Origin of the sequence: Microbacterium songi (assembly GCF_042747925.1) — a bacterium.
Classification (GTDB): Bacteria; Actinomycetota; Actinomycetes; order Actinomycetales; family Microbacteriaceae; genus Microbacterium.
Genome location: NZ_JBHZIE010000001.1, coordinates 161,364 through 178,082, shown reverse-complemented (window position 1 = coordinate 178,082; position 16,719 = coordinate 161,364). Strand labels below are relative to the sequence as shown.

The following is a 16,719-nucleotide window of genomic DNA, read 5'->3' as shown; positions in this document are numbered from 1 at the left end:
CGCGACGTGGATCGATCTGCATAACCCCTCCCCAGTGGTTGCCTCAGAGGTTAGCGAGCACCAGGCTGCCACGCCAGGAACGCCACGACTACGACCGACCTAGGCCGAGGTTGCCCCGGCCGTGACCCACGCGAGCCACTGGTCCACGGCGGGCAGGTCTTTGTCGTCCGAGTCGTGCCGGATGAGCGCCAGGTGCTTATCGGTGGCGATGCCCAGACTGATCCAGTAGTTCTTCACATCGCCCGACGTGGGGTGGGAGATGGTGGCTCGGTGGAGCACCCCGTCTTTGTCCCAGTGGATCACCTCGTGCTCTGCGTCCATCCGGTCCAGCAGCTCGTGAGCCTTCAGGACGGCGCGCTCAGCCAGGCGGGCTCGCTCGGCTCGGAGATCGATCACCCTGGCCTCGGTGGCGGCCATCGTTTGCGCGCGGTCGAACGGGATGCCCGCGGCCTTGCAGATACGCGACACCGTGGAGGACGCCAGTCCGGTCTCGCGAGCGATGACGTTGCGGCTCATGCCCTCGCGGGCGAGCTTGCGAACCCGAGCGCGAGTGTGCTCATCTACCGCTGTCCTGCCGCGTGCATGAGGCCTCGCGGGGGTGTCGTCGGTCATGAGAACAGCAGCTCTGTCGCGTCGGTCATATCGCGCGCTCGCGGACCGCGAGCGAGACTCGGCAGCCCGCGAGCAAGGTGATGACTTTGGGGGGCTAGGTCCAGCGCCAAGGGGTCCGCCTCGTGTTGGGGTGCCCCGGGCGCGTGCACGGGGCACAAGATGATGATGTGCCGCCGTGGAACCCGCCACTGACTGAGCCCAGGATACGCGCGAGATAGGACACCCGCCCGCGTGTTCCCGGATAGTGCGTCCGCTCGGGGCTTCAAAGCGCCCCCCCACGCGAGAGTCACGACTGCGTGACGATCTGGCGTGTTAGGAGCGGCGCGGGTTCGTGTTCGAGACAATTTTGCATCGCGTACGCAGAGGGAGTGACAGTGATCAACACGCCAAGCCCGATGCGTTGGGTACCAGAAGATGTGCACCGCCACAAAGTACGCGTGCTGAGCGGATGGGTTATCGGTTTGGCCATCGTCACGGCGCTAGGAACGCTCGTGTCTGGTGTGATGTTCATGGGATCAGTGCTCTTCGCTGACTTTGACACCCCCGTTGTCGTGTCATCGCCTCGGGACTGCCGACTCAGTGAGGACCAAGCCGCCCCAAAGCTCTTCCTCGCAGTCGACGTCACTGCAATCTCCTATGTGTACGGGCTTGACGGCGCGAGTCCGATCAACGCGCGCGGTCGAAAGGTAGAACGAGTGGCCGTCGTGCGGTCCTTGCCTCCGCTCTCAGAGCTCGACGATGCTGAGTTCCTCCGGATTCTTCGCGAAGGGGAGGAAAACCCCAGCTGGTTCCGTGACGACGTGCTCTCTGGGGTCCTCGTCGCGAGCGTCGACACCGGAGAAGCGAGCGGCAGTCTGGGTGGCCTGAAGACCAGGTGGAGCCTAGGAGAACCCGCGGCGGCCCAAGATCTCCCCCTAGGCATAGAGTTCACACGCTCGGCATGCACTGTGACTCGTACAAAGTGATCGCGTGAACGGGCACCGACTGCCTCCGTCAGCGATCAAGGTCTGAGCCGATCCGGCCACATCACGTCTCGTGGGCAGCGCTCGCTTCCCGGCTTTTCGGGATGTGGCCATCCATCGCCGGATAGCCTGCGAACGGGACGGGGCCGTGGGACGAGATGAAAGCGCGGTGCACGCGCTCGCAGGCCAGCCGCAACGTGGTGGACCAGCCCAGCAGCTCACCCCGATAAGCGCAGCGGTAACGCACTACACCAGCCGTCACGCGGCGGATCTCGATACGCCCGTATTCGCGGTCCTGAGCGTCGGTGAGCACCCAGACGCCCGGCTCCAGCTCGCGCGCTGCGTACAGCGGATGCCAGTGCGGTTCGGCCACGGTTCCCCTTCCCCGGCCGAGGGGATCAGGCTACGCGAGGACCACCGACATGGCCACGACTCCGCGCGCCTCACCCACCGTGGATCGACGGACCCTCGAACGGCTGAGGCACCACCACGCGCGCCGACGACAGCACGACCTTGCAGGAGTTACACGCGACTCCGCCTGGGATGTCCTGCATGACCGTGCCGCATTCGGGGCAGTGGGGCTGCGCCGCTGCGTCGAATCCATCGCTCATGGCGGGAGCCTACCGAGGCGCGTCACGCCATGCGAGCCTCGTGGGCCGCTGATAAGGGATCAGATCCCCTCCCCAACAACCCCACATATACGCGGATCTCCAAGGCCGCGGGCACAGTGCGGACACAGCCGAACCCCCAGAATGAGGGCTCGCACCGCTCTGGTGCTCTCGACGTCAACACTCGCGCGGGTTTGCTGATCAACCTAACCACTGGGTGTCGCAAATACATGACGGGCGGCGAGCCGCTGCTAGCGTCAAAATCGCGAGCCGGGGGCTCGCGCACCAACGCGGGTGGGGACCCGCTCTATAGGGGGGAACTCACTCATCATGGCGCGGAGAACGCACGTCTCAAGGACGGTTCAATACTGGCGGCTCGTAGATGCCCGCACGGGAAACCGTGTCGTGGATCAGGACTGGGACGCTGTGCTGCGCAGGTTTGTGGGCAATCGCACGCGCCACACAATCGACGGTCGCGAGCACGCAGGCACCGCCTACCCCATCGATGTACCACACGAGTGGTCGGATGCGCTCGATGTCTCGCATATCGCGAGGGCCGTTCCTCGACAGAACCAAAACGTGACTCACGGAATCGTTCTAGCGTCCGGCAAAGACTTCGTGCCTAACCAGGAGAACAAGAGTTCGGGTGCTCAGAAGGCAATGCAGCTCGACGGCGACGATTGGGAACCTGTTGACAACCTCTTCGTCTGGTTCCTGCCGTTCGCCAACATGTTCGGAGTTCTGGCTGAGTCCGTGTCTGCATCGCGGGCGGCCACTTTCGCAGACTGGCTCACGCGCGCCACCGCGGCCGACATGAGCGATCCAGATTTCGCCTGGCTTGCGCGGCCGGTAATTGACCAGGCACAGCTCGCGAGGCTGGCCAGCGCCCATGGCCTGCGAGCGGTCAACTATGCGGGAGAGTTCGGCACAGCTGTGAATGACGCCAGTGGCGTCCGAGCCCTGTTTCGAGGCCCCAACCGCGCTCCGGGCGCGCTCCGCATTGAGATCAAGGCAACGCTCGTGCGCGGTAAGAGTACTCACGGCGACGAAGAGATCATGCTCCAGTGGTTCAACGACAACTTCGGTGCACTCCAAGGTCAAGTCGAGAAGGCCCAGGTGACTGTGGCCCAGGCGGACACCCCCGCGGCCGAGGTTGATCTCCTGCACCACCGACTCACTCGCAAGACGCAGGTGCGTATCGCGACCGGTGCAACGAGGGCCTTCACGCCTCTGTCGGCGGTCGGATCTATCATCGAGGCATTCGTCATCGACAAAGATGATCTCGTCAGACTTCGTGCAAGCGATGACTAAGGAAGCCAGGTATGCCCGAAACTAAGCGCGACGCATCGCTTTGGTGGGCACTGGGCGTATGCATTGTGATCGTCCTCGCAGGTGGGGTCGGACTCTCCTACCCGCTCGGTTACGTGAAGAATGTCGAGCTGGCGGCAGGGCTCACAAACGTCGCGACGATTGGCGGAATTGTTAGCGGACTGTCACTAAGCGGGACGGCCGTCCTCACGCTGAGCGGAAGGTACACCGTCCGTATCGTTGAGCGATTCGGAGCTGCGATTCGCTTCGTCCTGTTTGGTGGGTTTGCCGTTCTAGTGACCGCTTCATTGCTCTGCGCCATCTCCGTGATGTGGGCAGATGAAGTTTGGCCTCGCTACGTTCTAGCGTTCACCGTGCCGGTGATGCTCGTGACGTTGCTAGCTACGGCATTGCTGATTAATAGCGCCTTTGCATGGGAGCGCGGCAGTAAGAATGTCCAGGAGGTCGCTGGACCATACAAGACGAAAGGCACCACCCCCGCCTAGCCCGCCTGTCACCAGCGGAGCGTTCATCGTGGGGTATGTCACGGCCACCAGCAAGCTGAGCGAGAGCTGTAACCCGCCCACGAAAGCCCCCTGCGCTGTTGTGGCAGCGCCGGGGGCTTTCAGTTCGACTAAGCCTGGGCGGGGTTGAGGGCCTCGATGCGGTTGACGTTGGCCCAGTTCAGGGAGGGCTGGCCGTCGTTGCTGAAGGCGCGGCTGTAGTCGTCCTCGTCGGCACCGTAGACCGCGGTGCGGGATGCCACGCCCACGTCGCCAGAGACCCCCTCCTCGAAGACCGCGCGCCATGCCTCGGCCTTGGCGAGCGCAGTGGCCTCGGCCTCGGCAGTCACGGCGTCTGGCGTTCCGAGCGCGACCAGGCGAGCGAACGAGAGTTCCCGGATCCGCTCCGCCTCTGCGGGGTCGGTGGCCCCCACCACGTCGGCATCATCGAGGATGGCGGCAACGCGGCGGGCGTCCGCTGCCGACATGATGGCCTCCAGGCCCTGCCCGGCATCGCGGAGGGCGGCGACCTTCTCGCGCTCTCGGGCGAACTTGGCCACGTCGTCCGCGGTCTGCGGTGCGAGCGCTGCCAGGACGCTGGCGGGCGTCTGCGTGACTGCGGGCAGCTCGGGCGTCGCGGCGATGAACGCGGCCTTGGCGGCCCGGATCATCTCGGCCTTGCGGCGGCCGATGGCGGCGGCGTTCAGGTCTGGGTCGGTGAACACCTCGGCGGCGCGCAGAGCCGAGATGTAGGAGGCGTACGCAGCGCCAGGGGTGGTGGTGTTGGTCATGCTGTGTGTCCATTCGTGCGAGGCCAGTAGGCCGGTTGACCGCGACGCAGATGCGCCGCGGAGGTTGGGGTCAGTGCTCCAGTTGCTGGAGCCGGGCGTAGATGAGGTCTCGGATGTACTCGCCCGTGGTCGGGTCGTCGTCGTCCAGAGGCTGGATCCACGCGAGCAGCGCGGCCAGGCGGCGGGCATCGGAGTTGGCGATGATCGAGCCGATGCCGATACCCGCCTCGTAGAGGGCTCCCACCTGCCCCGCCTCTTGCGCTATGCCGTGGTTGTCGGGTGCGGTTTCGGCGAGGGCGGCGAGCGCCTCGTCGCGTGTGGCGATGGTCATGCGTTTGCTCCTATCGGTTGTGTGGCCCGGCGACACTGTGCGCCGTTCTGCGGCCTCGGGTTCGGTTGGGGGTCCCGGGATGCCTGAACAGGCGTTCTAGGGTCTCCTACCCCTGCTACAGCTTTAGCCGCATCTATGTCCGCTTCATCTCGTCGGCGGATCTCGTAGTGCCGGCCTGCCCAGTACCCGGCTAACGGCTTGGCAGCGGTGGCGTAGGTCGTGCACTCGACGAGGATCGGGCACGCCCCGCAGATGGCGGCGAGCGCAGGCAGCTCCTCGTCCGCGAGGTCGTCGCGGTCCGCCGTGAACTGCAGCTGCGAGGTGCAGGCCGGGCGATGGTGAGCCATGGCGGTGGCAAGCGCTGCCCATGCCGCCCTACCGCGGGCCACGGTGCACCTCGTCAGCTCGGCGCAGCTCGGCGATGATGTCGGCCTCATCTTCAGGGCTGAGAGGGCTATCGGGGTGCCGGATGATGCGGCTGAGCTGGTCCCCCCAGTGCTGCGCGGGGATGTAGCAAACCGCGTCCACCGGCACCGCAGTGTCATAGATGACGCGCGGCAGCGGTTCCACGATGGAGCGCCACAGCCACTCGGTGAGTTCGGTGGGGACTCCCGAGGTCATGGTGCACCTCGGTCAATGCGGACGATCTCGTGACGGCCGACACAACGACCACCGCAGCCGCCACCGTCGATCTCGCGGAGGGAAGGCTGTGCCGCCTCAGGCGTGGACCACAGGGTGATCGTGGGCACACTGCACCAAGCGATCAGGGCGTAGTCACCGGCCCCGTCCACCCACTCCACCCGGCGAATGGCGCACTCCAGGAACGTGCGGGTGCAGCGGTGCAGAGAAGTGCAGTTGTGGCGTCGGTAGACCTTCATCGGCCCGAGGGGCCTCTCGGGCACTACTTCATCCGGGACGGAGTCAAATAGCTCCTGGAGGGACATGGACGTCAGTTTGGGCTCGGTGTTCATAATGCTGTCTCCTGTGCAAATTCGTTGAGGTCGAGGGTGGGGATCTGGGGCAAATCTGGGACGTGTTCCTGTTCCCCCCTATAAGGGGTGGGGAACGCGGAACACTCGGTCCGTTCCTCGTTCCTGACTGTTCCGGCGGAACGCGGAACACTCGCGGCTCTGAGTTCACGCATAGCTGCGGCTAGCCGATCGTTGGACCAGCGATACCCCCGCGCCTTGAGTTGTTCACGCGCATCACGCACGCTCGTCGGCACCGGATCCAGCGACTGGAGCACCATGAGATCCGCAGCGGTCTGAGGGTCGTCGCGGCTCTCTCCGTCTGCGGTATCGCCGGACGCTGCCCAGAATCGCCAGTCCAGCGCCTCGCCGCTCTGGATGAGCTGGAACACGGCAGCGAGGGGCTCCCGCTCTCCCGCTGGTGAGGTCGCGCGCAGCCCGCCGTGTCTGTCTTTGGCGATGCTCAGTGCGGCCTTGCCTCCTCGGCCGGGCGCGAACGGCTCGCGTACAGCGACGCGCAACATCACTCCGTCGACGGCGCGTTTCTTTGCTGCCGTGCCCGAGCTGCCGTAACCCCTCGACTCCGCGCCCTTGGCCTCGTGGTCAATCGCAACGACGGCAGCGCCGTGGCTGGCCATGGCGGCCATGGTGAGGCGGTTCACCCGTGTGAAGTCGTCCGCGTCATTACTGTTCGCGCCGAACATGGGCAGCAGCTCGCCCACACTGTCCAGGAGGACGAATCCAGGCACCCAGACGCGAGCCTCGCCGATCACTCGCAGCAGCGTGTCGGAATCTTCGGGGGCGGCGTAGCGGAACCGTGCAGGGTCGCTCAGCGTTTCAACCTGCACGCCCAGGGTGCGCAGGCGGGCAATCGTTGCGCGCGCCCCGTTGTGGTCGAGATCGAGCACGAGGACGCTGTGGCCCTGGAATAGCTCGTCCGCGGCGATGCAGGATGCGGCGAGCGTCTTGCCTGACTCGGGCGGGCCGAACATGACGTTGACCGCTCCCGCGTATAGCAGCCCAGATCCGTCTGAGCGACGGCCGATTGTGGGGCGTGGTGGTTCAGGTGCATCCCCCGTCAGCAGCCCGGCAACGTCGGCATACAGGGCGGGCGTGTAACCCGCGCTCACGATGCACGCCCGAACGTCGAACGCGCGGCGTGCGTTCGGTAGGGCACCAGTCCCTGGCGTTCGCGCTCCTCGGCGTATGCCTGCGGTCCGGCAGCCTCGGCAGCATCCAGGCGACGCAGACGCTCAGTGGATGCCTCACGGGCCACCCGTCCCTCGTGCGCTTGCAGGGCCGCCATGGATGCGATGCCGCTGGACAGCCGGGGCGGGCTCAGCCACTCCAGAGCTGCGATCCAGCCATTGGAGAACGCCTCCAGGTAGGCCTCGCGCGCCTCATCGTTCGCCGCCCATCGAGGCCAGGGAGCCTCGGTCGCGCTCGTGGCGGAAGGTAGAATAGACATCGGAGAAACCGTTCCTCTAGGAGCCTTGGTCGGGCCTTGGGTGGTTGGTTTCCAGGTGGTGGTGATTGCGGGGCCGCCTTGTCGGGGGCGGCCCTCAGTCGCTGCGGTAGCTGATCGGGTGTCAGGTGCCCTGCCCCAGGCCCGCGTAATTCCGCGGGTCTTCAGCAGTGCGGGCCCGGTGCGGGCGCAGGCGGGAGCGTTCACTCCTCCCGGCCGAATAGCCGCAGCAGCTCTGGCCGCTTGACGAACCACCGCGCGCCGATCTTGATTGCCGGGATGTCGCCGCGCCGCACGGCCGCATAGGTCTGGCGCAGGCCCTGCCCGAGCATCTGGGCGGTCTCCTCCACCGTCATGGTGAGCGGTGCGGTAGCGGCGGTCGTGCGGTCCGCGGTATCTGCCTCGTTCATGTCTTCCTCTCGTTGCCTCTGGGAGCTTGCGCTGTCCTGGGCTAGACCGTAGGGTCACCAGTATGACGAGAGCAACCGCTGGTAGCCCAAAGCACACACTCGCTGGAGTAATCGGTGCGAATCTGCGGGCGCAGCTCGATAAGCGGGGGCTATCTGTCGTGTCGTTTGCAACAGAGATGGCCCAGCGCATGGGCAAAGGCTGGCAACGCCAGGAGGTGTACAAGGTCCAGCGGGGCGACCGTGTGCTGACATCCGACGAGCTGATGGCGGCGGCTCTCGTTCTGGGCTGCACGGTGTCTGAGCTGATCGCCAGCGACGACGCTGTGCAGATCGGCACCCAGTCGGTAGGGCCTTCCGAGTTGGCGGACGCTCTCACCCGTCCCTCTCCAGAGATCGACGGGTGGGCTCGGCTCCAGGATGCCGGGGAGGCGCTGGCGGAAGTGCGGGCTGCGTGGATGCGCTACACCAACACCATCGACATCGTGCGCCACCGCATCGAGGCCTCGGATGCCTTGCGCGAGCGCGTGGAGGCATTCCAGGCCGAGGCGCTGCGGGGCACGGCCGAACAGCTCTTGGCCGCAGAGAGCGACGATGCCGCGCACAGTCGAATTCTTGAGGCCGAACGTCTCCGGGACGCGGGCGACGACGACGCAGCGCACGCCCTGATGCTCGGCAGCGCTACCCCTGCACGGCTGAGTAGAGCCGACATCGCCACCAACGCGACACCCCAGGTGTGGGCAGCAGTCGATGCGCTCGCCACGACGGATCTTCCAGCGAGGGTCTGGGCCTGGCGCGGAGACCGCAATGAGCCTGCCCAACCAAAGACCACGGGAGCGGCTGGGGTCGCGTCCGCAACAGAGAAAGGAGATCGAGATGGTGATGGATCAGAGAGAGGACGGTGAGGGCAATGGCGCGTGATGGTATCGGCAGGCGTTGTTACTGCCGTGATGAGGATGGGAAAGCCCGCGGTTCAAGCTGCCTTAAGCTGGGCGGCTCGCGTCACGGGGTCTGGGAGTTCAGAGTCAGCGCGGGTAGCGACCCGGCGACGGGAGCGCGGCGCACGGTGAAGCGCTCGGGGTTTGCTACCCGAGGCGAGGCTGAGGCGGCCCGTGACGAGGTGACCCGCAAGCTAAGGCGGGGGGCGCTGCGGTTTGACGTGCCCACGTTGCGGACCCACCTGGACGACTGGCTAGACCGGACGGAGCGCAGCGGCGAGCTGGCCTCAACCACGCTGGCTGAGTACAGGCGGTATGCGAGGGACTATGCAGTGCCTGTCCTAGGCCACATGACCCTCGACAAGATACGCAGAGCGCACGTCGTGCAGTGGGTAGACGGCATGGTCTCGGACGGCCGCGGTCCCAGTGCGATCAGGATGGCGCACGCGATGTTGCGCAGTAGCTTCACCGCGGCGGTCCAGATGGATCTCATCGAGGTCAATCCCGCCACCTCGGTCAAGCTGCCGAGGGAGAAGAAAGCACCCGTTGCGCCCTGGGAGCCCGACGAGGCAGGCCGATTCCTCGACATAGCAACTGCCCACCGCCTTGGCGCTCTGTTCGAGCTAGACGTCATGACGGGGATGCGGCGAGGTGAGGTGGTCGGACTGCGGTGGCGGGACGTGCATCTGGACGGTGACACCCCTCATCTGGTGGTCACCACGCAGCTCGTAAGGGCTAACCGAGTGGTCGTAGAGAAGACGGCCAAGTCCAAGGCCGGGCAGGGCCGCGTGGTGCCACTCACTGACCGCGCCGTGGGCTCGCTCCTGGCTTGGCAGCTACGTCAGGCCGAGGAGAAGGATGCGGCGGCCTTGGTGGGGATCGCGCACGATTCCGACCGGGTGTTCACGATGGAGGACGGCCGAGACCTGAGGCCGGAATACCCCTCGCGGGTGTTCAAGGACATGATCACGCAGGCAGGGCTCCGCCACCAGCGGCTGCACGATCTGCGCCACCTGTTCGCGTCCCTCATGCTCTCAGCGGGCGAGGACATGGGCGTGGTGTCCAAGGTCATGGGGCACGCCAACTCGCAGATCACCCGCGACACGTACGCGCACCTCGTGGGCGACCGCGCCCGCACCGCTGTGAATGGCGGATTGGCGCTCCTGCCGCCGCTCGCGCGCACCAATGTGCCCGCAACTGTGCCCGCAGGAACGAAATAAGGCCCTCACGGGCCGGATGACCGGGGACCGAGAGGGCCCAAATACGCGTGATTACGCGGTTGTGGCGAGTGAGGGATTCGAACCCCCGAAGTCGATGACAGCTGAGTTACAATCAGATCCCTTTGGCCGCTTGGGTAACTCGCCAGGGCGCTCCGTCCGACTTGTGCAGACGACCGGAGGCGCGATCCACAATGCTACCCAACGATGGGCCCGCAGGAGAAATCACGTGCCCAGGCGATCGAGGTCGTCCCCCGCCAAGGCGGACGGCAGGCGCAGGAGCGCTCCTTCGAACCGGCACGTCGCCGCGGCGACATCCATCGCCCGCTCCAGAAGCGCACCCCATCCGTCATCGTTCGCCGGCGCATCCTGCACGAGGGAGACCACGGCGGCGGCGAGGACGGCATCTCCCGCGCCCATGGTGTCGATGATGCGCCGCGGGAGGTCCGACACAGGACGTGTCACAACGATCTCGCCCGCTTCGAGAGTCGCCCCGGCGGCGCCTTCGGTGGCGAGGACGACGTCCACCCCCAGGTCGATCAACCGAGCTCGCAGCGCGTGCAGAGGCTCGCCGTAGAGGAGGGAGGCATCGTCGTCGCCCACTTTCACGAGGGTGGCGGACGCGGCGAGCGACTCGAAACCGCGCACGAACTCCGCGCGGTCGCTCATCATGCCCGAGCGGGGGTTCGGGTCGATCGCGAGCGACTGCGCTCCGCTGACGGCGTCGGCGAGTTGGAGGGTCTGGGCGATGTCGTCGAACGGGAAGCAGCTGACCACAACGGTCGGAGCATCCGCGATCGCCTCCCGCTCACGCGCTCCGAACCGGATGCGTCGCTCCTGCGCGGCCTGGTTGAACTCGTACTCCGGCTCGCCGGCTCCGCTGCGCACACTGACCGCGCGCGAGGAGCCGTGCGGCGCGGCACTCGCGATGAGCTCCACGCCGAAATCCGACAGGAACGAGCGGATGCGCCCGCCCGCTTCGTCATCACCCACCATTGCGATCAGGGTTGCAGGCACACCGAGACGGCTGATCCCCACCGCAACGTTGAGGGCGGCCCCTCCGACGAACTCGCGGACGCCGTGGTCATCGCGCAGTTCGTCGATCAGGGCGTCGCCGATGACGACGACACGCGCCGGCGGAGTGTTCTCTGACATGGTGGGCTCCCTTGCTTCCTGTCTGCCTGCACATTACTGGCGTCAGGCCGTGACCTCGTCCAGGATGCGACGGACGAACGACTCCACGCGGCGGTGCGTCCCGTCGATGCGGCGGTCCACGCTCGCCCGCACTTCGCTCGGCGCCAGCGGCGCGGCGAGCCGCACGTTCTCGTGACAGGAGAGATCCGCGCAGATGTAGGTGCCGACGCTGTCGCCGTGCTCCCCCGAGAGGCCGGCCTTCTTCGCGGTGAACAACGCCACCTGATCGGCCGGTTGCATCGTGTGGCACAGGTTGCACATCGCCGACCTCGCCCGCGAGGTGCCGTCCGCGACCCGGAGGGCGACGCCCGCGATCCGACCGTCGAGCTCGAGGACGACGTAACCGCGCCCGCGGATGCGGGGATCACGCCATGCGAGGAAGTCGCAGTGGTCCCAGTCCGTGAGCACGAAGTCCGCCGGCGGAGTCACGAGTCGCCGCTCGTCCACCGTCACATTGGAGAACGACGCACGCACGTCGGCTTCGGTCAGCGGGCGCATGGGTTCTCCTCATGGTGGGATGCGGGCGGGCGACATCGACAAGTCTACGAAGACGGATGCTGCTTCCTCCGGCGCGAGACCACCGGACTAAACTCTCACCATGGCTGATTCATCCTTCGACATCGTGAGCAAGGTCGATCATCAGGAGGCCGACAACGCCCTCCAGCAGGCCCGCAAGGAGGTCGAGCAGCGCTACGACTTCAAGGGCACGGGCGCGTCGATCGACTGGAGCGGCGACGACATCCTGATCAAGGCGAACACGGAGGAGCGGGCCAAGGCAGTACTCGACGTCTTCCAGAGCAAGCTCATCAAGCGCGGGATCTCGCTGAAGAGCCTCGAGTCGGGTGAGCCGGCTGCGAGCGGCAAGGAGTACCGCATCGCCTCGTCGCTGAAGGACGGGATCTCGCAGGAGAACGCGAAGAAGATCGGCAAGATCATCCGCGACGAAGCACCGAAGACGGTCAAGTCGCAGATCCAGGGCGACGAACTGCGGGTGCAGTCCAAGAGTCGCGACGACCTCCAGTCGACGATCGCGCTGCTCAAAGGAGCCGACCTCGACGTCGATCTCCAGTTCATCAACTTCCGTTGACGGCTGCCGACGGCAAGCGCTCACCCGGCTGCGGTCGATATATCACCGCGGGTACCGCCACATCAGTGGACGTGTGGAACAGGTGTTCCATAGAGTGAGCAAGGACAACACGATCCCGACCTCGGTCGGCCCGGTTCCTCCCCAGTGGCCGGAGCTCACTGATCTATCCCCAGTAGGTCTGAGTGGTTGAGATGTCCGGTTCCCTCACGCCTGGCCCGCTCGGCAATGTGGCGTGAGGGAACCGATCTTTCCGCCGACGAATCCGTCCCGGCCGTCTTCGGCGGCGCGCGAGGACCGTCGTCGCACGGAGTGCTACGACGAGCTGCGTGGACGCGCCAGATACTCCCAGTCGACCTCGAGCACGTGGGGGCGGGATCGGGAGATGCGCGCGGGGAGAATCATGTCCGTCTCCGGCCAGTACCGGCGCTGGATGACCGCGGTGGTCTGCACGGTCGTCGGCACAACCCCGGTCGCCTCGGCGAGGAGCTCGAGACGGCACTCCTGGAATCGACCTCGCCTCGCGGGCTCCGAGACCGCGAGGACGCGCACTCGCCCGCGGACGGCGTCAGCGAGCGGACTGCCGGTCATCACCTCGAGCTGGTGCGCCACCTCGTCGAGATCTTCCATGCCCGAAGCCTAACCGCGACGCCCGCACCACCGGTCATATGCGCCCGTCAACGGAAGCGCGGCCTCGGCGCGACCGGTGCGCGCGTGGCGAGGCATCCGATCACCCAGCGCTCCAGCCGGTAGTAGGCCTCGTCGCGCACGTCCGCGCGCGACAGGAAGACATCGTGGAGCGCTCCCGCGATCCGGTCGACCGTCACCGACGAGGCGAGCTTGAGCGAGGCCCGCGCGATGTCGTCGACGACGAGCACGGAGTCCGACCGGGTCAGGTCCTCCGACCAGCGCCGGGGAATCGCCGACTTCGCCGACAGCAGGACGCAGACGGGGGCGTCGATCGCAAGCCCCGATGCGACGCGTGCGTGCCCCACCAGCACCGCGTGGAGCCAGCCCGCGTGCACGGCCATCGACTGCTCAGGGCGCCACTCCAGGTTCACATCCAGCGGGTCCTCCGCATTGCGCACTTCACGCTGCGCCCGTGCGTAGTAGCCGAGATCCACCTGTGGGATCGTCTCCATCGGTCGCAGGCGCGTTTCGAGCGAGAGCAGCGGTGACACGGCCGCCCGGGTCGTCCCGCTCAGCTGGAACTCGAGCCACGGGCTGTTCAGCACCACCGCTGAGATGAGCCTGGGATGCCGCGCCGCCCACAGCGACAGGATCAGGCCGCCCGTGGAATGGCCCACGAGCACGAGCCGGCGCTTCGCGGGCTCCCCGGCGAGCGGACGATTCATCGCCTCCAGGGCGGCGGAGATGTCCTCGTCGTAGGTCGTCAGATCGGCGATGTAGCCGGGCGTCTGCCCGGGGCGCAGGCTCCGACCGTACTTGCGCAAGTCGAGCGCGTAGAAGTCCGCGCCGCGGTCGGTCCAGAACGTCGCGAACTCGCGTTGGAAGAAATAGTCCGACCAGCCGTGCACGTAGAGGACGTCGACATCGGCGAGCGGCTGATGGTGCAGCACGTGCCGGTGCGCCTGCGATCGTACGATCGTGGCGACGACCTCGCCCTCGAAGTCTTCTCCGAGGGGCAGCGTCTGCTGCTCGAACGGCGCTCCGAGGATGTCGGCAACCCACTCACCAGCCATGGCGACACTTTATTGGGTCGCGCCCGGGTCACGCCGCCGGCCGCTCCCCGCCCGCCTCCGGCTCGTCACTCGCCGCGCGAGACCTGGACCATCTCGTCGCGCGGGACCACCTTGATGCGCGCCCGTCCGTGCGGCTCGCCCAGTGCCACTTCGTGTTCGTCGAGGCGATGCCAGCCGTCGAGGTCGGTCCAGGCGACGCCGCGTTCGGTGAGGAGGGCGGGGACGGCCCCCTCCGACGGGTCGGCGGGCTGCCACCACGATGCCTGATCGTTGATCACGTGCCGTACCGTCTCCATGGCATCGGATTTCGTGTGCCCGATGAGGCCGACGGGCCCGCGCTTGATCCACCCGGTGGCGTACATCCCCGGGACTCGCTCGTTGGAATCCTTGTGCAGTACCTGACCCTCGTGGTTGGGGATCACACCGTGCCGCTTGTCGAAGGGAACACCCTGCAGGGGCGAACCGAAGTAGCCGACCGCACGGTAGATCGCCTGGATCGCGACCTCGCGCAGCTCACCGGTGCCGGTCACGCCGCCCTCGGCGTCGGGCCGGGTGCGCTCGTAGACGAACGAGGTCACGCGTCCTTCATCGTCCTTCTTCACCTCGACGGGCTTGGCCCAGAAATGCAGGTGGAGGCGGCGCGACGCCGTGCCGCCGGCGTTGTTGACCGAGTCGCGCTTGCGCCAGGACTGCAGCACGCGGTCGATCACCATGACCTGCTTGTTGCTCGCGATCGCGGCGCGTGAGGCGTCGTCGTAGTCGAAATCCTCGTCGTAGACGACCATGTCCACATCGCGCAGCTCGCCGAGCTCGCGCAGTTCGAGAGGAGTGAACTTCACCTGGGCGGGTCCGCGGCGGCCGAAGACGTGGATGTCGGTGATGGGACTCGCGACGAGCCCGGCGTGGACGTTGTCGGGGATCTCCGTGGGGAGGAGGTCTTCCGGATGCTTGATGAGCATGCGCGTGACATCCAGGGCCACGTTGCCGTTGCCGATCACGGCGACCGACTCGGCCTCGAGCGGCCACGTGCGCGGCACGTCGGGGTGCCCGTCGAACCAGCTCACGAAGTCGGCGGCGCCGTAGGAGCCCACGGCATCGATGCCGGGGATATCGAGGTCGGTGTCGCGGATCGCGCCGGTCGAGAAGATCACGGCGTGATAGTGCTGCTTCAGGTCGTCCAGGGTGATGTCCGTACCGAAGTGCACGTTGCCGAAGATGCGGATGTCGCCGCGGTCGAGCACCTCGCGCAGAGCCGTGATGATGCCCTTGATGCGCGGGTGGTCGGGCGCGACGCCGTACCGCACCAGTCCGTATGGTGCGGGGAGCTGCTCGAAGAGGTCGATCGACACGTCGAACTTGCGCTCCGCCTTCAGCAGGATGTCGGCGGCGTAGATGCCCGCCGGCCCGGCGCCGACGATGGCCAACCTGAGTTTGGTCATGGGTGATGTCCTTTCGTGGCGCGACGATCGCAGAGTGCGAGGCGACCGGGGCGCGCGCGGGGGTGTGTCAGCTGGATCGGTCGGAAACGGCCTCGGCGAAGCGCGTGAGCGCCTCCCGCACGGGCCCGTCCGGAAGCGGCGCCAGCGCCTGCACGGCCTCGCGCGACCACGTGTGCGCGAGGGCGACCGTGGCGTCGGTCGCCTCATGGGTGCGGAGCTCGGCGAGCGCGTCATCGAGGATGGCCGGGTCGGCCCCGTCGGCGATGCGTGAGACGCCGTCGTCGACGCGCATGCGCAGGGCGACGGACGCCTGGTCTTGGCGCTGCGCGAGAAGCAGGTACGGCATCGTCGGCACGCCCGCGCGCAGGTCGGTGCCGGGCACCTTGCCGGTTTCGGCCGGGTCGGCCGAGAGATCGATGACGTCATCGAGCAATTGGAAGGCGACGCCCACCTTCTCGCCGAACACCACGACCGGCGCCTCGTACTCGAGCGGCGCGTTCGAGAAGAGCACGCCTGTCTGCGCGGCGGCGGCGATCAGCGATCCGGTCTTGTCGGAAAGGACGTCGAGGTAGAACTCGACGGGGTCGTCGTCGTCCTGGGCGCCGACCGTCTCGTGCATCTGTCCGAGGACGAGGCGCTCGAACGTATCGGCCTGGAGCTGGATGGCGCGCTCGCCGTTGCGTGCCATCAGCTGACTGGCGCGCGAGAACAGCAGGTCGCCGGTGAGGATCGCGATGTTGTTGCCCCAGACCGAGTGGGCACTGGGCACGCCGCGACGCTTGTCCGCCGCATCCATCACGTCGTCGTGGTACAGCGAGCCGAGGTGCGTCATCTCGAGGGCGGTGGCCCCCTCGATGACCGCCTGGGTGGCGCCGTCGCCGAGTTCGGCCGTGAGCAGCGCGAGCATCGGGCGGATGCGCTTCCCGCCCGCCTCGTAGAGGTAACGGCTGGTTGCATCGGCCAACGTGTCGGCGACCTTGAGCTCCAGGGCGAGCTGAGCGTCGACCTTCTCGAGTCCGGCGTCCACGGTCGCGAGTAGCCTGCGGGAGCGTACGCCTGTGAAGATGCGGTCCGACAGGCTCAGCTTGCCCGCGAAGGCGATGCGCGCGGCAGAGCTGGGCGCGGAAGGACGCGGAGTCACGCTGTCAGCCTACCGTCCCGCACCTGATCACCGGCCGCGCGGGCAGGG

Annotated in this window: 22 protein-coding genes and 1 tRNA gene; 6 read left to right on the top strand and 17 right to left on the bottom strand. The window is 66.8% G+C overall.

The window, feature by feature from the left end; genetic code table 11:
• Window positions 1-99: 99 nt before the first annotated feature.
• Window positions 100-612 carry a helix-turn-helix domain-containing protein gene (locus ACFM35_RS00910; protein ID WP_378837195.1) on the bottom strand — a complete coding sequence of 171 codons (513 nt, stop codon included), beginning with the start codon at window positions 610-612 and terminating at the stop codon, window positions 100-102.
• A gap of 437 nt (window positions 613-1,049) precedes the next feature.
• On the opposite strand from ACFM35_RS00910, the gene ACFM35_RS00905 reads away from it, so the two are divergent.
• Window positions 1,050-1,577 carry a hypothetical protein gene (locus tag ACFM35_RS00905; RefSeq protein ID WP_378837193.1) on the top strand — a complete coding sequence of 176 codons (528 nt, stop codon included), beginning with the start codon at window positions 1,050-1,052 and terminating at the stop codon, window positions 1,575-1,577.
• Between the two features lie 61 nt (window positions 1,578-1,638).
• On the opposite strand, the gene ACFM35_RS00900 is transcribed toward ACFM35_RS00905, so the two are convergent.
• Window positions 1,639-1,947, bottom strand: a complete 309-nt coding sequence (locus tag ACFM35_RS00900) for a hypothetical protein (RefSeq protein WP_378837191.1) — start codon at window positions 1,945-1,947, stop codon at window positions 1,639-1,641.
• A gap of 70 nt (window positions 1,948-2,017) precedes the next feature.
• Window positions 2,018-2,185, bottom strand: coding sequence for a hypothetical protein (locus tag ACFM35_RS00895; protein WP_378837189.1), 168 nt, complete (start codon window positions 2,183-2,185; stop codon window positions 2,018-2,020).
• 402 nt (window positions 2,186-2,587) lie between these two features.
• Here ACFM35_RS00895 and ACFM35_RS00890 point away from each other — a divergent pair, with 402 nt between their 5' ends.
• Entirely contained in the window at window positions 2,588-3,493 is a 906-nt protein-coding gene (locus ACFM35_RS00890; protein WP_378837187.1) for a hypothetical protein, read from the top strand.
• A gap of 11 nt (window positions 3,494-3,504) precedes the next feature.
• Window positions 3,505-3,996, top strand: coding sequence for a hypothetical protein (locus ACFM35_RS00885; RefSeq protein ID WP_378837185.1), 492 nt, complete (start codon window positions 3,505-3,507; stop codon window positions 3,994-3,996).
• Between the two features lie 128 nt (window positions 3,997-4,124).
• Here the strand turns inward: ACFM35_RS00885 and ACFM35_RS00880 are convergent, their stop codons facing one another.
• The 7 genes from ACFM35_RS00880 to ACFM35_RS00855 form a co-directional block, all read right to left on the bottom strand.
• A complete protein-coding gene (locus ACFM35_RS00880) occupies window positions 4,125-4,784 on the bottom strand; it encodes a hypothetical protein (protein ID WP_378837183.1) in 660 nt (219 codons plus the stop codon).
• A 70-nt stretch (window positions 4,785-4,854) separates the two neighbouring features.
• Window positions 4,855-5,115, bottom strand: coding sequence for a hypothetical protein (locus ACFM35_RS00875; protein ID WP_378837181.1), 261 nt, complete (start codon window positions 5,113-5,115; stop codon window positions 4,855-4,857).
• Complete coding sequence (locus tag ACFM35_RS15985; protein WP_489672258.1) at window positions 5,112-5,462, bottom strand: WhiB family transcriptional regulator; 351 nt, start codon at window positions 5,460-5,462, stop codon at window positions 5,112-5,114. The genes ACFM35_RS00875 and ACFM35_RS15985 overlap by 4 nt, the downstream gene beginning before the upstream one ends.
• A 28-nt stretch (window positions 5,463-5,490) precedes the next feature.
• Window positions 5,491-5,736: a hypothetical protein gene (locus ACFM35_RS00870; protein ID WP_378837179.1), complete on the bottom strand. Its 246-nt coding sequence runs from the start codon at window positions 5,734-5,736 to the stop codon at window positions 5,491-5,493.
• 346 nt (window positions 5,737-6,082) lie between these two features.
• Window positions 6,083-7,213: an AAA family ATPase gene (locus tag ACFM35_RS00865; RefSeq protein ID WP_378837177.1), complete on the bottom strand. Its 1,131-nt coding sequence runs from the start codon at window positions 7,211-7,213 to the stop codon at window positions 6,083-6,085.
• Window positions 7,210-7,551 carry a hypothetical protein gene (locus ACFM35_RS00860; protein WP_378837174.1) on the bottom strand — a complete coding sequence of 114 codons (342 nt, stop codon included), beginning with the start codon at window positions 7,549-7,551 and terminating at the stop codon, window positions 7,210-7,212. Before ACFM35_RS00860 ends, ACFM35_RS00865 begins: the two co-directional genes overlap by 4 nt.
• A 200-nt stretch (window positions 7,552-7,751) precedes the next feature.
• Complete coding sequence (locus ACFM35_RS00855) at window positions 7,752-7,958, bottom strand: helix-turn-helix domain-containing protein (protein WP_378837172.1); 207 nt, start codon at window positions 7,956-7,958, stop codon at window positions 7,752-7,754.
• A 158-nt stretch (window positions 7,959-8,116) separates the two neighbouring features.
• Between ACFM35_RS00855 and ACFM35_RS00850 the strand changes: the two genes are divergently transcribed.
• Entirely contained in the window at window positions 8,117-8,860 is a 744-nt protein-coding gene (locus ACFM35_RS00850; protein ID WP_378837169.1) for a hypothetical protein, read from the top strand.
• A gap of 5 nt (window positions 8,861-8,865) precedes the next feature.
• Complete coding sequence (locus ACFM35_RS00845; protein ID WP_378837167.1) at window positions 8,866-10,113, top strand: site-specific integrase; 1,248 nt, start codon at window positions 8,866-8,868, stop codon at window positions 10,111-10,113.
• 62 nt (window positions 10,114-10,175) lie between these two features.
• Here the strand turns inward: ACFM35_RS00845 and ACFM35_RS00840 are convergent.
• The 3 genes from ACFM35_RS00840 to ACFM35_RS00830 form a co-directional block, all read right to left on the bottom strand.
• Window positions 10,176-10,257 (bottom strand) — tRNA-Tyr (locus tag ACFM35_RS00840).
• A gap of 78 nt (window positions 10,258-10,335) precedes the next feature.
• Entirely contained in the window at window positions 10,336-11,265 is a 930-nt protein-coding gene (locus tag ACFM35_RS00835; RefSeq protein WP_378837165.1) for a PfkB family carbohydrate kinase, read from the bottom strand.
• A 42-nt stretch (window positions 11,266-11,307) separates the two neighbouring features.
• Window positions 11,308-11,802, bottom strand: coding sequence for an FBP domain-containing protein (locus ACFM35_RS00830; RefSeq protein ID WP_378837162.1), 495 nt, complete (start codon window positions 11,800-11,802; stop codon window positions 11,308-11,310).
• 100 nt (window positions 11,803-11,902) lie between these two features.
• Between ACFM35_RS00830 and ACFM35_RS00825 the strand changes: the two genes are divergently transcribed.
• Window positions 11,903-12,391 (top strand): YajQ family cyclic di-GMP-binding protein, encoded by a 489-nt coding sequence (locus ACFM35_RS00825; RefSeq protein WP_378837160.1) that lies wholly within the window; start codon window positions 11,903-11,905, stop codon window positions 12,389-12,391.
• A gap of 312 nt (window positions 12,392-12,703) precedes the next feature.
• Here ACFM35_RS00825 and ACFM35_RS00820 read toward each other — a convergent pair whose 3' ends face one another.
• The 4 genes from ACFM35_RS00820 to ACFM35_RS00805 form a co-directional block, all read right to left on the bottom strand.
• On the bottom strand, window positions 12,704-13,018 hold the full coding sequence (locus tag ACFM35_RS00820; RefSeq protein ID WP_378837158.1) for a hypothetical protein: 315 nt from the start codon (window positions 13,016-13,018) through the stop codon (window positions 12,704-12,706).
• A 47-nt stretch (window positions 13,019-13,065) separates the two neighbouring features.
• Window positions 13,066-14,091, bottom strand: a complete 1,026-nt coding sequence (locus ACFM35_RS00815) for an alpha/beta hydrolase (RefSeq protein WP_378837155.1) — start codon at window positions 14,089-14,091, stop codon at window positions 13,066-13,068.
• A 65-nt stretch (window positions 14,092-14,156) separates the two neighbouring features.
• Window positions 14,157-15,530 carry an FAD-dependent oxidoreductase gene (locus ACFM35_RS00810; protein WP_378837153.1) on the bottom strand — a complete coding sequence of 458 codons (1,374 nt, stop codon included), beginning with the start codon at window positions 15,528-15,530 and terminating at the stop codon, window positions 14,157-14,159.
• A 67-nt stretch (window positions 15,531-15,597) separates the two neighbouring features.
• The gene (locus ACFM35_RS00805; protein WP_378837150.1) at window positions 15,598-16,671 is read right to left on the bottom strand and encodes a polyprenyl synthetase family protein; all 1,074 of its coding nucleotides are present in this window, start codon (window positions 16,669-16,671) and stop codon (window positions 15,598-15,600) included.
• Window positions 16,672-16,719 lie beyond the last annotated feature (48 nt).

Excerpts from the sequence above, each read along its gene's own strand:
- ACFM35_RS00910 (WP_378837195.1), bottom strand. The coding sequence starts at position 612 with ATGACCGACGACACCCCCGCGAGGCCTCATGCACGCGGCAGGACAGCG.
- ACFM35_RS00895 (WP_378837189.1), bottom strand. The coding sequence starts at position 2,185 with ATGAGCGATGGATTCGACGCAGCGGCGCAGCCCCACTGCCCCGAATGC.
- ACFM35_RS00885 (WP_378837185.1), top strand. The coding sequence starts at position 3,505 with ATGCCCGAAACTAAGCGCGACGCATCGCTTTGGTGGGCACTGGGCGTA.
- ACFM35_RS00880 (WP_378837183.1), bottom strand. The coding sequence starts at position 4,784 with ATGACCAACACCACCACCCCTGGCGCTGCGTACGCCTCCTACATCTCG.
- ACFM35_RS00875 (WP_378837181.1), bottom strand. The coding sequence starts at position 5,115 with ATGACCATCGCCACACGCGACGAGGCGCTCGCCGCCCTCGCCGAAACC.
- ACFM35_RS15985 (WP_489672258.1), bottom strand. The coding sequence starts at position 5,462 with ATGGCTCACCATCGCCCGGCCTGCACCTCGCAGCTGCAGTTCACGGCG.
- ACFM35_RS00870 (WP_378837179.1), bottom strand. The coding sequence starts at position 5,736 with ATGACCTCGGGAGTCCCCACCGAACTCACCGAGTGGCTGTGGCGCTCC.
- ACFM35_RS00860 (WP_378837174.1), bottom strand. The coding sequence starts at position 7,551 with ATGTCTATTCTACCTTCCGCCACGAGCGCGACCGAGGCTCCCTGGCCT.
- ACFM35_RS00855 (WP_378837172.1), bottom strand. The coding sequence starts at position 7,958 with ATGAACGAGGCAGATACCGCGGACCGCACGACCGCCGCTACCGCACCG.
- ACFM35_RS00845 (WP_378837167.1), top strand. The coding sequence starts at position 8,866 with ATGGCGCGTGATGGTATCGGCAGGCGTTGTTACTGCCGTGATGAGGAT.
- ACFM35_RS00835 (WP_378837165.1), bottom strand. The coding sequence starts at position 11,265 with ATGTCAGAGAACACTCCGCCGGCGCGTGTCGTCGTCATCGGCGACGCC.
- ACFM35_RS00830 (WP_378837162.1), bottom strand. The coding sequence starts at position 11,802 with ATGCGCCCGCTGACCGAAGCCGACGTGCGTGCGTCGTTCTCCAATGTG.
- ACFM35_RS00825 (WP_378837160.1), top strand. The coding sequence starts at position 11,903 with ATGGCTGATTCATCCTTCGACATCGTGAGCAAGGTCGATCATCAGGAG.
- ACFM35_RS00820 (WP_378837158.1), bottom strand. The coding sequence starts at position 13,018 with ATGGAAGATCTCGACGAGGTGGCGCACCAGCTCGAGGTGATGACCGGC.
- ACFM35_RS00815 (WP_378837155.1), bottom strand. The coding sequence starts at position 14,091 with ATGGCTGGTGAGTGGGTTGCCGACATCCTCGGAGCGCCGTTCGAGCAG.
- ACFM35_RS00810 (WP_378837153.1), bottom strand. The coding sequence starts at position 15,530 with ATGACCAAACTCAGGTTGGCCATCGTCGGCGCCGGGCCGGCGGGCATC.